Below are 13,125 nucleotides of genomic sequence, written 5' to 3'. Positions count from 1 at the left end.
ATTTGATTTCGTTATTTAATTGTATTGATTTATTCTTCTCTTAATGCTTCGATCGGCCTGATTTTTACGGCTCTATTGGCCGGCAACAATCCAATGAGCACGCTAAGTCCCACCATTAAAACAAATGATATGACAAATTGTGGCACACTGATCATTGGTTTTACGAACGGAAAGTCGTCACCACTGCCGAACATCGCATCCAACAGTGATAATATCCCGACAGAAATGGCAAATCCGACCAGACCTGCAAAGGCGGTCAATACTATGGCCTCCACAACAATCTGACGTTTTACGATTACTGGGGTAGCTCCCAAAGCTCGCCTTACCCCTATTTCTTGTGTACGTTCCTTGACAGTGATCAAAAGGATATTGCTAATGGCGATCACCCCGGCCAATAGGGTAAATATTCCCACGAAAAATGAAAAACCTTTCAATACCGTGGTAAAAGCTGTTATGTTATTGAATATTTCGGACATATCGAAACTGCCTATGGCCCGTTCATCGTCCGGGTGTATGTCATACTTAGCCTTAAGGATGTCCTTTATCTGCTTTTCTACAAATGCCACCGGAGTATTGTCTTCAACAGCTATGGCCATCCACCCCATCCTATCTCCGGAGTTAAATGCTTTTTGAAAGGTGGTGAAAGGAATAAACACAGCGTTCTCACCATCAATATTGATGTTATTGTTCGGTTTGTAGATTCCTACTACGGAAAAATATATGCCATTGATCCGAATATCCTGCCCTATGGCATTTTCACCCTTGTCGAACAAAAGTTTGTACGTCTCCTCACCGATTACACATACTTTTTTTGAGCCATCTATATCGGTTTGGTTAAGAAAACGCCCTTCCACCAATTTCTTTTTGGTGATGTTGTCTATTTCTGGATAATCACCGTACACAGCGGAACCACTGGTCTGGCCGTTCCTATATACGGTCACTATGCCTCTATGGCTTCCCAGCTCAATACGTGGTGCAAGCACCTCTATTTCCGGTATTTGTTTTTTAAGGATATCGGCATCTTCGATCTTATATCGGATTCTACGGCCACGCTCAAAACCCTTATAGGGTTCGGAGGTCGATTGGCCCCAAACGAACAAGCTGTTCGATGCTGTTCCGGCAAACAATTTATTGAAACCATTGCTCATACCATTGGCCGACCCCAACAATAGCACCAAGATGATCATCGCGAAAATTACGCCGAGCATGGTGAGGAAGGTCCTGAACATATTTTTGCTCAGTGTATGAAAAATTTCTATCCACAAGTCCCTATCAAATAACCACATAACTATTTATCACTTAGTGCAACAATGGGTTTAACATTTGCAGCTTTCATGGCGGGTAGCAAACCTGCCAATACTCCTGCGATTATCAAAATAATGGTGGCGGTAACCACGGTAGAAAGCTCTACGGATGGATTACTAAAGGCCGGTGTTTCTATCATGGGGCCCAAGGCTGCCAAAATCATCCAAGCGAACAACAGCCCTACAAAGCCGGAAATTGCGGTGATAAAAACGGACTCCAACAACACCAAGTTCACAATTTGACGTGGCCTTGCCCCAAGGGCTTTTCGCACACCTATCTCTTTGGTTCGTTCTTTGATGGTAAACACCATAATATTACCGATACCTACGATACCTGCGATCAAAATTAAAAATCCGACCCCAATACCGATCCCTTTTAAAACTGCGGTAAAACTGCTGATATCATCAAAAGCTTGGGCATAGTTCCAAACATATAGACCTGCTTGGTCCTCTGGATCTATTTTATGCCGTCGCTTCATTAAATCCTCTAGCCTACCTGAAAACTCGAGTGCTTTGGACAAATCGTATGTTGGATTATAGGTAAGGGCGATCATGTTAATATGGTTCGTATTTCCATAGATCCGTTGGTATGTGCTCACCGGAGCATAGATCCTCCTTTCGGCATTATCGTCACCATCATCTGTAAAAATTCCGATTACCCTAAACGGCAAACCATTGAATTCCACAAACTTCCCCAATGGATCTTCTTTATCAAAAAGGTCTTCGGCAACTTTTCGTCCGATTACGGCAACCTTGGCCTTATTGACCACGTCTGCCTCATTAATATATCTACCGGCAACAATTACGGTTTTTTCTATGGCTTGGTGATCCGGGTGGGTAGCCTGCACCGAATATGAACCTGTTTCGCTTTTATATCTTGCCGTGGTATTGGAAAAATATCTTGCACTGATGTATTCTATGTCCTTTGGAAAGCTTTGCTTTATGTATTCCAGGTCGTCATTTTTTAACTGGATACGTCTTCCGGCCTCGAACCCGCCGTATGCTTTGGAAGTCGTTCCGGGGCGCACAAATATTGAGTTGGTGGCATCATCATTGAACTGGCCCACAAATCCATTCTGCATACCGTTTACCGAAGCCAGGAGCATAACCAAGATAAATATGGCCCACCCTACCGAAAAACCGGTTAAAAAGGTTCTAAGCTTATTGGTTTTTAGCGTATTGAATATTTCCTGCCAAATATCGCGATCAAACATATTGCTCCGCTCTTACTTGTTCTATTTTCTTGTCCTCTACAATAACACCATCTTTAAGGTGTACAATACGTTTGCACATATGTGCAATATCCTCTTCGTGGGTAACGACCAGAATGGTATTTCCATCATCGTTGATCTTTTGAATAAGATCCATTACCTCATAAGAAGTTTTACTGTCCAAGGCTCCGGTCGGCTCATCTGCCAATAGTACCTTTGGCTCGGCAGCCATGGCACGTGCAATGGCCACTCTTTGTTTTTGTCCACCGGAAAGTTCGCTGGGCAAGTGTCCCGCCCATGGCTTTAGACCTACTCGTTCCAAATATTTCATGGCCTTTTCCTGACGTTCTTTTCTCGGAACTTTTTGGTAGTATAGTGGAAGAGCTACATTCTCTACGGCACTTTTGTAATTGATCAAGTTGAACGACTGGAAGATAAATCCTAAAAATTTGTTCCGGTATTGCGCCGCTTTGGTCTCGCTCAGGTTTTTGATCGGCACACCATCCAAGGTATACTCACCAGAATCAGCACCGTCCAACATTCCTAAAATGTTCAACAAAGTTGATTTTCCAGATCCTGAAGACCCCATAATGGCCACTAGCTCCCCTTCTTCTACTTTAAAGTTTATCCCTTTTAAAACATGAAGGGAGTTGCTCCCCATTTTATAGGATTTATGAAGATCTTTGATTTCTATCATGATTGGTGATGTTAGCTATCTTACTTTTACCTCTGTATGTAAGACAGAAATGTTGTTAAATTGTTACAGGATTTTTTACTTTTTTTTGATTTAGCCCGTCCATGCCCTTTATTCTTCTACCAATGCGTTCCAAACTTTTACCTTATCGGCAGCTGTTACCCCTGACTTAACCTCTACAAAAATGCCATCGCTCACACCAAGTTCCACATCCTTCCTTTCAAATTGTTGGTCGGCGGTTTCCACCTCCACAAATGGTTTTTTAGTGTCTCCATCAAACTGTACCAAGGCTTCTTTTAGCGCCAATACACTATCGGCCTTGGCCAAAATAATGGAAGCGTTGGCACTTAGGCCGGCCCTTATAAATACTGTGTCGCTTTTTTTAAGGGTTCCTTTGATCTCAAACTGAATTGCACCATTTTCCTCCTTGCCCTTAGGGGCAATATAATCCAAAACAGCATCAAAAACCTTGTTCTCTATTGCTCCCACAGTGATTTCCAATGGTAGGTTCTCTTTAATTTTCCCGACTTCGGATTCGTCCACTTTTCCTTCAAATATCATTTTATCCACATCGGCGATTGCTGCGATTGTGGTTCCCTCGTTAAAGGTATTGCTTTCGATTACTTGATTACCGACCTCTACGGGAACCTCCAGGACCATTCCGCTCACCGTGGCCCGGATCATGGTATTTGCCGAACTGCTTAGACCGCTCGTGGTTCCTGTTTTAACTATATCGAACCTTTTATTGGCAGCCGCATAGGCTTGTTTGGCCTGATCATAGGAAACCTGTGCTCTTTCGAGATCTGTTTTAGAAATTACGCCTTTGCCAAATAAGGTGGACTGACGCTCATAATTTCGTTTTTGATCATCCAGATTGATCTTGGCTTCATCTATTCCGTTTCGGGCATCGTTCAAGGCAGAGAGATTGGGTACTACCTTAATTTTGGCCAAAAGATCTCCGGATTTTACATAATCGCCGCCCTCAACATATATTTCCTCTATTACTCCGGAAATATTCGGTTTGATCAACACTTCTTCCAAAGGAAGAATGCTGCCAGTGGCCACTGCTTTTTTTACAATGGTCTGTGTGGAAGGGGTTTCTGTCTGATATACTACCGGGTCCTCGGCATTTTTCTGGTATAGGTAATACATGGAGCCACCGAATACAATTACGATGAGCAACAAGATGACAATGGTTACCGATTTTTTCATTTTAATTTATGTTATTGATTGATTCTTTTAACTTTTTATTCCGTTCGCAAGGCTTCTATGGGCCTTACCCGTATGGCACTCTGAGCTGGAATGAAACCTGCCAAAAGCCCTGAGACCATTAATATGGTCAACGCTCCGCTTACCACGCCCACACTTACGCTGGGACTCATAAACATATCCACGGGACCTACATTGTCCAACAGGGAATTGATTCCAAAAATGACCAGTGAACCAAAAATAATCCCTACCATTCCCGAAATAAGGGTCAGAAATATGGATTCCATCAAAATTTGCTTTTTTATGGACCATGGCTGTTCGCCCAAAGCCCTGCGTATCCCGATTTCCTTGGTGCGTTCTTTGACCACGATCAGCATAATATTGCTCACCCCGATTATTCCGGACAACAACACCATAATTCCGACGATGTAGGCAACAGCCTTTAATGCTCCGAACAAGCTCTCCACACGATTATATTGCTCGTACAAATCAAAATAGCCCACAGCACGGGTATCTTCGGGGTGTACTTTATGGCGTTTCTTCATCTCAGCTACAATTTTGTCCTTAAGTTGAGAAATGGAACTACCATCGTTTGCCGTAATGGCCATCCAACCCACATCCTCTCCACGATTAAATGCTTGGGAAAAGGAGGTAAAGGGCACAAATATTTCTTTTTGGCCTTCTTCGCCCCCTCCACTATTACTTTTTTTATAAGTGCCTATCACCATAAAATTGACCCCTTGTATTTTAATATAGGTACCAATCGCATCTTCATCTTTATCATACAGATCGTTTTTTACACCCTGCCCTATAATGGCCACCTTTCTTTTTTCGTTGATGTCGTTGTAATTTAAAAAGCGTCCGGAGGTTACGGCCATTGGGTCTTGATTGATGATTTCTGGATAATCGCCATAAACATTATAGGCTCCTGTTCGGATTCCTCGGACCACATTATTGTTGCCCCCAAAACCGCCCAATTGGTTTCTGGGAGAAATAAACCTGAGGTCGGGAACATTGTCCCGAATGGCCTGAACATCATCAATTTTAAATTCAAATCTTCGACCTTTCGGGAGTCCTTCATAACCTTTGGTCGTGGCACGTGTCCACATAAACATGGTGTTCGTGGCAATGTTCCCAAAATCCTGTTTTATGCCATTTTCCAGGCCTTTGCCCGCAGCCAACAGCACTATAAGGATAAATATGCCCCAACATACACCAAATGCCGTGAATATGGTGCGCCACACATTGGAGGTGAGCACCTCGATAATTTCCCGCCATCTATCTTTATTGAACATTTAGGCAATGTGTATTATTCATCTCTAAGAGATTCGATTACTTTAACTTTTGCTGCTCTGTAGGCCGGAATAAACCCAGCCAAAGTACCGGCGACTATCAGTACGATAACTGTGGAAAAGGCCACGTTGAAGTTTACGGATGGATTCAAAATGTAATCCACTTCTATATTTGGTCCAACTATTTCCAATAGTGCCATACTAAAAATAAGCCCTCCAAATCCTGAAATTGCGGTTACAAATATGGCTTCGTGCAAGATCATAGCGATTATGGACCATGGTTTGGCCCCCAATGCTTTTCTAATTCCAATTTCCCGGGTTCGCTCTTTTACAACAATCATCATGATATTGCTTACACCGACTACTCCTGCGATTATGGTACATACGCCCACAAACCAAAAGAACAGTTTAATATTATTGGTAAGCCCATAATATCGTTTGGCCTCTTCCATAGCACTCCATACCTCTATGGCGCCAGTATCGTCCGGAGCAATGGTATGGGATTGTTGCAGATAGGCACTAAGTCCGTTTTTAAAATCAATCGCTTGGGCCACTGCCTCATCAAAATTCTCGACAGCGGGCAAGGTAAATGCCATGTTGTTTACCCGATTGCCTCCATTAAAAGTTCTTTGAGCTGTTGTTATAGGGATATAGATACGTTCTTCTTCTCGATCTTCCATTTCCCTGTACACCCCGATTACTTTAAAAGGTATACCGGAGATATCGATAAACTCACCTATTGGGGTATCTACCGCTCCAAAAACATCTGTTTTGATTTTTTTGCCGATGATGGCTACTTTGCCGTTGGAAACTTCGTCTTGGTAATTAATGAACCGCCCTTCTACCATATCCGCATTTTCTATAAACTGAAAATCCGACGCCACTCCCTGGACACCATAGATCAATGCTTCCTTACCGTAGTTGACACTTACCCCGCGCACAAAAATTCGTGAGGACCCATACTCCAGCTCATCCTTGAACATGGCACTCGCCCGTGTATAGTTTTCATTAACCAGTTGAATTCGTCTTCCGGGATTTAGGCCTTTGTACTCTTTGGAGGTAACACCGGGCCACACCCAAACACTGGTAGAGGCATCCTCTTTGAACTCGTGTTCGATACCGTTCCTCATACCTTGGCCAAAACCCAATAATATTACCAAAATAAAAATACCGGAGGCTACGGAAAGTCCGGTTAAAAATGTGCGAAGTTTGTTCTTTCGTATGGTGTCAAATATCTCTTGCCACCTTTCCAAGTCGAACATGGGTCAGCTATTTTTGATTGATGAGTTACCTATGGTACATCAATAAGACAATCAAAAGGGCCAATTGTTACAGTTTCAAGTAAAAAAAGCGTGCGCACGAGGGATCAACTCCTCATTTTTCTATAGATAAAATAAAAGAGACTTGCCACCAAAATATAGGGAACCGCCATAAGGTAAACAATACCATTATTGATTGCTTCGGCCGTTTTCCCATCCGATTCGCTTTCCACTACGGCCCTGCACATAGCACATTGCGCCTCTGTAACGGTTGGAAAAACGATCATAACCAGGAGTAAGACAAGTAGTTTGGTTTTCATGGAAATATTAATAAGGATAGTAGGGTGAAATCATAACATAGACCAAAACACCGGTTATAGCCACGTACAGCCAAATGGGAAATGTATATTTTGCCCATTGTCTGTGGCTTTCAAAATCATCCAGGTACACTTTTGAATAGGTGATCAATACCAATGGGATAACCGATATAGAAAGAACTATATGGGTCATCAGAATAAAATAGTACACAAACTTGATTGGGCCCTCGCCTCCAAATATGGTTGTCTCTGATGTCATATGATATGCCACATACATCACCAAAAATAAGGCGGACAGTACAATATTTATCATCATTAATCTACGGTGAATCAATTGGCGTCCATTCTTGATGGCAATTATGGCAGCTATCAACAAAATCGCCGTTAGGCCATTTATACTGGCATAAATCGGGGGCAAAAAAGATAAGGGTTTTGCATTGGGTATCTTATATCCGAACAACAAAGCTACCACCAAGGGTATTGCAATTGATACTATGGTAATTAATCTATTGTAACGTTTTTCTTTTAATGAAAAGTCCTCGGTCATTCTTTCAATAGTGTTTTTATGTCCTCTTTTAGTATGGTAATCTGTTGGGTTTCCCCTTCTGAATTTTCCCCTTGTTCCTCGGTAATGGTACCGCGATAGTAAATCAACGGATTGCCAAATTGGTCCTTACGCGATCTAATATACCCATTTTTGTCCACCAAGGCGAACATGCCGGAATGCTCGAACCCTCCGGGCGCTGCTTCGTCTTCATTGGCGAAGATATAGAAGCCCTCTTGCGCCAATTGATAGATTTTTTCCTGATCGCCCGTCATTAAATGCCAATCTTCATCGGTAACTCCATATTTTTCGGCATATTCCGTTAACACGGAAGGTGTATCGTATCTTGGGTTAATGGTAAAAGATGCTATACCAAAGTCGCCACTTTCGGAAAAAGTATTCTGGATCGCCACCAAATTCTTGGTCATTACAGGGCAAATTGTGGGACAAGTGGTAAAGAAGAAGTCGACTACATAGACTTTTCCCAAAAAGTCCTTATTGGTTACCAGCACGCTATCCTGATTATAAAAAGAAAATGCGGGCACTTTCCGTTTTTCGCCCTGGTTCTCTATAAACCCTACTTCGGCCTTTCCGAGCCTGGCACTCATGCGATCGTTCTCCACAATAGTGTCACCTTTTACCCGCTTGGTAATTTCGTAAACGGCGAATATTCCAAAAACCAGAATAATTGCAGATACCCAAATATAGGTATGCTTCTTTTTTTTATTTGCTCCTGTCGGCATTGTTCTTTTTTAAGGCCAAACGGTATTCTGCCAATATAATCTTGACATCGTCCACCATTTTATTGTTCAATTCTGCTACGGACGAGGTATCGAAACCGTATTTTATTCCTTCATCCTCATCGTCGGTCCTTCCCCGAAGCATTAAATCCTTATCTATTATAAACACGTTGGGGGTAAATAGGTCGGCATCCAATGTAACATTGCTCTGCAAGGTTTGGAAAAGTGTTTTAATCTCGTCATCCGTCCCATAGGCAAAATGCCATTTATCGATGTCGGAAAGTTTACCCAATTCATCTTTTAAGGCTTCAACTTGATCTTGGCTTCCTTCGGGAACCACCATTACCATCTGAAAGTCGTTAAACTCCCCAAATCTTTTGTAGATTTTTTGATTGAGGTTAAATGCATTTCCTTGCTTAGCGCTGATATTATGGCCCAAAAATCCCAATATGGTGATTTTGCCCTTTAATTTTACAGAGGAATCGAATGCTGTGACATCGGACACATTTTCGCTGAGTATAGGCAAACGCCCAAAGTTATTTACTCCCGATGCAAAAAATAAATAGACCACGACCGGGAGTATAAAAAGAACGGCTAAAACAATTTTCTTCTTCATAGTGTTACATCATTGCAAAAATAAAAAAAGACGGTTGGAAAACCGTCTTTTTAAATTGTTAAAAACAATGGTGTTGTATTAGAAGTTCCAAGTAATGAACCCGTCTTTATAAACACTGTATATATAATCTGCTTCGAAAAGCAGAATAAAAATCAAATAACAGATCAAGAATACGGGGGTCCATACAATAACCCTTCTTAACGATGTTTTTTCGTCCCTTAGGTGCATAAAGTCCCATGCAATGTAATAGGCCTTTACCAAGGTTAGGATTATAAATATCCAGTTGATCAACTTCATGCCCAAAAAGAAGCTATGGGTCAATGATCTTGGTTTGATGATACCCAATACAACCTCGATGGTCGTAACTATTGTTAGGAAGATAAGCACTCCCCAAATTTTTTGGGTATTCGACTTAAATTTTAAAAGTCCTCTAAATATCTCAAGTTTATGTTCGTGTGCCATGTATGCTGAATGTTTTTATACCAAATAAAAGAAAGTAAATACGAATACCCATACCAAATCCACAAAGTGCCAGTAAAGACCAATTTTTTCTACCATTTCGTAATGCCCTCTTCGCTGATAGGTACCCAAGATTACATTAAAGAAAATGATTATGTTGATCACGACCCCAGAGAATACGTGGAATCCGTGAAATCCTGTAATAAAGAAAAAGAAATCGGCAAACAACCTGTGACCATATTCGTTATGTACAAGATTGGCCCCTTCCACCACTTGGTTGGCCTCCAGTATTTTGGCAAGGGATTGCTTTCTATCCAAAAGTGTTTTTTCGCCTTCCTCGGTCAATTGTTCAGTTCTGATCAGGATATTCGGTGTGGCCTTAAACCCTTCCACTACCTCGTTCAAAGAGTAAGAAGTTTTATAGCCTTCACCTTGGAACCAGATACCTTCACTTGGTTCGTGTTTTACTCTTTCTTCCGGCAAGGTCTTGGCAAAATCTGCCAAAGCGGCCCTTTCCCCCGTCTCGGCATCAACAAACTGAAGGATCCTGCCCGAATTGGTTTCCAAAGCACCAAAATCCCCTTTTATAAAGGTTGCCCATTCCCAAGCTTGTGACCCAACAAATATTGCACCACCTATAATGGTAAGGAACATGTAAAGGATCACGCTTTTTTGTTTCATTTTATGACCTGCGTCCACGGCCAAAACCATGGTCACGGAAGACATTATCAAAATAAAAGTCATAAAGGCCACATAATACATGGGGTAATTTCCATGAAAAAATGGCACGTGGGTAAACACCTCATCTGCAATAGGCCATAACTCTATGAACTTAAACCTTGAAAATCCGTAGGCTACCAAAAACCCGGAAAAGGTCAAGGCATCCGACATGATAAAGAACCACATCATCATTTTTCCATAGCTAGCGCCGAGTGGTTTGTTGCCACCTCCCCAAACGCTGTCTTCTGTACCGGTACTTACCGTTGCATCCATATAAAAGGTCGTTTTATTAAAACTTTCACAAATTTACATTTTTTGATGTATTGAAAAAGATAAACTTGAATGAAAACTGCTCCAATCAAAATTTATTTTACGAAATACATAAATAGAATTAGATATACCCAGATAAAATCCAAAAAATGCCAAAATGAGGCGCCCAATTCCATTCCCAACATATTGTCCGGGGCATATTTTTTTCTTAACTGCTGAACCAATACCACTAAAAGGGTTATCAGTCCGGCCACAACATGTGCAATGTGCACAGCGGCCAACAAAAATACATAGGACATTTTTATATTGCTAGTGGGCCCTGTAAAATAATAGCCACTCTCCAGCATTTGGGAAAATCCATAAAACTGAAGGGATATAAAAGTTATTCCAAGGGCCAAAGTCAACACCAAGAAAATGGTTCCATTTTTTTGGTTGTTCTTGGCTACAGCCTTTTTTGCCAAGACATAGGTAATACTGCTCAAGACAATAATAGCCGTACTTATAAAAAAGGCGCTGGGCAAATCCAGGTCGCTCACCCAATCTTCTCGTTTGCTGCTCACGATGTAGGCACTGGTCCAACCGGCAAATCCCATGATCAAACTCACTATACCAAACCAGAGCATCATTTTCTTTGCTCTCCTGTTCTTTTCCTTTGCTGTTCCTTGGGTTAAATCCATCTTAGCTAATAAACTTATCTATTACGTATACAATTTGAATCAATGAAATATAGGTTACACTGGCCAACATCAATCTACGTGCTGAGGGGTTATCCCTATTTTCGTAGAGTCTGAATGCAAAAAATAGCATGACCAACCCTGACAACAGTACGATGGCTGCTGCCGAAATTGAAAGTTGCAACCTTCCGGTAAAACCGAATACAGGTATGATCGATATCACTATCATCCAAATGGTGTACAGTATTATCTGCAATGCAGTACCTTTATCTTTATGGCCGGTGGGCAGCATTTTAAATCCTGCTTGTTTGTAATCCTCGTCCAACATCCAGCCCAATGCCCAAAAGTGGGGAAATTGCCAAAAAAACTGGATCATGAACAAAGTCCCGGGTTCAATACCAAATTCGTCCGTTGCCGCGACCCAACCCAACATAAAGGGAATGGCTCCGGGAAAGGCGCCAACAAAGACCGATAGTGGTGACTTGGTTTTCAACGGAGTGTAGACACTGGTGTACAAAAAAATGGAAATTGCCCCGAACATAGCTGTTTTTGGACTTAGTGCAAACAGGGACAATACACCCAAAACCGTTAATACAATGGCAATGATCAATGCTGTTTTTACCGACATTCGCCCGGACGGGATGGGTCTGTTCTTGGTCCGTTTCATCAAAGCATCCAAATCCTTTTCTATGATTTGATTGTATGCATTAGACGCACCTACCATGCAATAACCGCCAAACATGAGCAGCAAAACGGAGACCAAATTGATTTGATAGGCTCCCAAAAAGTATCCAGCAATGGAGGAGAAAACCACACTGACAGCCAATTTGGCCTTGGTAATCTCCTTAAAATCTGTAAATAGTAAGGAAAGGGAATTATTTTTTACGGAACCTACGGCAGATTTCATCCACATCTATATTGGCTCGCAAAGATAACGCCAGTGCATATCTTTTGCAACCAAAGCTAAAGTTTTATGATTCTTTGGGTCAATTGCATCAAAAAAGCCCGAATGAAAAAATTCATTCGGGCTTTTCCATTCCTGCCTCGACAGGAATTTTATGTGCTTTTACTGAAGCTTAAACGTAATTGGAATACTAAAAGGAACCTTTACGGGTCTTCCTCTCTGCTTTCCAGGAGTCATTTTAGGTAGTTTTTGAATGATTCGCAATGCTTCTGCCTCTAAATTCTTATCTGGTCCACGCATTCTAATATTTCCGATGCTTCCATCTTTTTGGATAACGAAAATTACGCTTACCCTACCTTGAACACCCATTTCTTGGGCAATTTCAGGGTAACGGAAGTTCTTACGGATATGCTTCTGCATCATTTCTTGAAAACATGCTTTTTTATCGCTTGCTCCTTCACAACCTGGAAATACAGGTACATCCTCGATCACCGCAAAAGGAACCGATATATCTTCTTCTACTTCCTCTACTTCAACCTCTTCGATTTCCACTACCTCTTCTTCTTGACTTGTTTCGGTAGACTCGATTACGGTCTCTTCCACTTCTTCTTCATCCTCTACAACCTCGATTACCTCGGGGGCAGCTGGTGGCGGTGGCGGTGGTGGAGTTTTAATCTGCTCGGTCATCGGTACTTCTTCGTCCAACTGATCTTCAACATTCATAGAAATGTCGTAATTGTTGGCCTTGTCATATTTTTTCCACTCCATGGCTCCGTAGACTAAAGCCAAAACAGCTGCCAATCCTATAACAAAGTATAGTGCGCTGTTTCTTGCCACGTCCGCTTTCGGGTTCTTTTTTGGTTCCATCCTTTTTCTCCTTTTCTTAATTTAGTGTTTGCTAATTTAATTATT

Annotated in this window: 15 protein-coding genes; all 15 read right to left on the bottom strand. The window is 41.7% G+C overall.

Features of this window, described 5'->3' with window-relative positions:
- Positions 1-29: 29 nt before the first annotated feature.
- Positions 30-1,229, bottom strand: coding sequence for an ABC transporter permease (locus tag AB9K32_RS08625; protein WP_262902805.1), 1,200 nt, complete (start codon positions 1,227-1,229; stop codon positions 30-32).
- Positions 1,230-1,288: 59 nt separating this feature from the next.
- A complete protein-coding gene (locus AB9K32_RS08620; RefSeq protein ID WP_224835429.1) occupies positions 1,289-2,518 on the bottom strand; it encodes an ABC transporter permease in 1,230 nt (409 codons plus the stop codon).
- Positions 2,511-3,212, bottom strand: coding sequence for an ABC transporter ATP-binding protein (locus tag AB9K32_RS08615; RefSeq protein ID WP_224835430.1), 702 nt, complete (start codon positions 3,210-3,212; stop codon positions 2,511-2,513). Before AB9K32_RS08615 ends, AB9K32_RS08620 begins: the two co-directional genes overlap by 8 nt.
- Positions 3,213-3,320: 108 nt before the next feature.
- A complete protein-coding gene (locus AB9K32_RS08610; protein WP_252078998.1) occupies positions 3,321-4,421 on the bottom strand; it encodes an efflux RND transporter periplasmic adaptor subunit in 1,101 nt (366 codons plus the stop codon).
- Positions 4,422-4,456: 35 nt separating this feature from the next.
- Positions 4,457-5,713, bottom strand: a complete 1,257-nt coding sequence (locus AB9K32_RS08605) for an ABC transporter permease (RefSeq protein ID WP_369884950.1) — start codon at positions 5,711-5,713, stop codon at positions 4,457-4,459.
- Positions 5,714-5,727: 14 nt separating this feature from the next.
- Entirely contained in the window at positions 5,728-6,972 is a 1,245-nt protein-coding gene (locus AB9K32_RS08600; RefSeq protein WP_338193270.1) for an ABC transporter permease, read from the bottom strand.
- Positions 6,973-7,076: 104 nt separating this feature from the next.
- Positions 7,077-7,289 carry a hypothetical protein gene (locus AB9K32_RS08595; RefSeq protein ID WP_224835434.1) on the bottom strand — a complete coding sequence of 71 codons (213 nt, stop codon included), beginning with the start codon at positions 7,287-7,289 and terminating at the stop codon, positions 7,077-7,079.
- Positions 7,290-7,296: 7 nt separating this feature from the next.
- Positions 7,297-7,833 (bottom strand): DUF420 domain-containing protein, encoded by a 537-nt coding sequence (locus AB9K32_RS08590; RefSeq protein WP_224835435.1) that lies wholly within the window; start codon positions 7,831-7,833, stop codon positions 7,297-7,299.
- Complete coding sequence (locus tag AB9K32_RS08585) at positions 7,830-8,573, bottom strand: SCO family protein (protein WP_369884949.1); 744 nt, start codon at positions 8,571-8,573, stop codon at positions 7,830-7,832. The genes AB9K32_RS08590 and AB9K32_RS08585 overlap by 4 nt, the downstream gene beginning before the upstream one ends.
- A complete protein-coding gene (locus AB9K32_RS08580; RefSeq protein WP_224835437.1) occupies positions 8,554-9,186 on the bottom strand; it encodes a hypothetical protein in 633 nt (210 codons plus the stop codon). Before AB9K32_RS08580 ends, AB9K32_RS08585 begins: the two co-directional genes overlap by 20 nt.
- A 78-nt stretch (positions 9,187-9,264) precedes the next feature.
- Positions 9,265-9,648 (bottom strand): cytochrome C oxidase subunit IV family protein, encoded by a 384-nt coding sequence (locus tag AB9K32_RS08575; protein WP_224835438.1) that lies wholly within the window; start codon positions 9,646-9,648, stop codon positions 9,265-9,267.
- Between the two features lie 15 nt (positions 9,649-9,663).
- Positions 9,664-10,638: a cytochrome c oxidase subunit 3 gene (locus AB9K32_RS08570; protein WP_369884948.1), complete on the bottom strand. Its 975-nt coding sequence runs from the start codon at positions 10,636-10,638 to the stop codon at positions 9,664-9,666.
- A gap of 92 nt (positions 10,639-10,730) precedes the next feature.
- The gene (locus AB9K32_RS08565) at positions 10,731-11,312 is read right to left on the bottom strand and encodes a heme-copper oxidase subunit III (protein WP_369884947.1); all 582 of its coding nucleotides are present in this window, start codon (positions 11,310-11,312) and stop codon (positions 10,731-10,733) included.
- Between the two features lies 1 nt (position 11,313).
- On the bottom strand, positions 11,314-12,216 hold the full coding sequence (gene cyoE / locus AB9K32_RS08560) for a heme o synthase (protein ID WP_369884946.1): 903 nt from the start codon (positions 12,214-12,216) through the stop codon (positions 11,314-11,316).
- Positions 12,217-12,375: 159 nt separating this feature from the next.
- Positions 12,376-13,080 carry an energy transducer TonB gene (locus AB9K32_RS08555; RefSeq protein WP_369884945.1) on the bottom strand — a complete coding sequence of 235 codons (705 nt, stop codon included), beginning with the start codon at positions 13,078-13,080 and terminating at the stop codon, positions 12,376-12,378.
- Positions 13,081-13,125 lie beyond the last annotated feature (45 nt).

The sequence above is a fragment of the Allomuricauda sp. XS_ASV26 genome, assembly GCF_041224615.1.
Lineage (GTDB): Bacteria > Bacteroidota > Bacteroidia > Flavobacteriales > Flavobacteriaceae > Flagellimonas > Flagellimonas alginolytica.
This window is presented reverse-complemented; position numbering and strand designations above follow the sequence as displayed.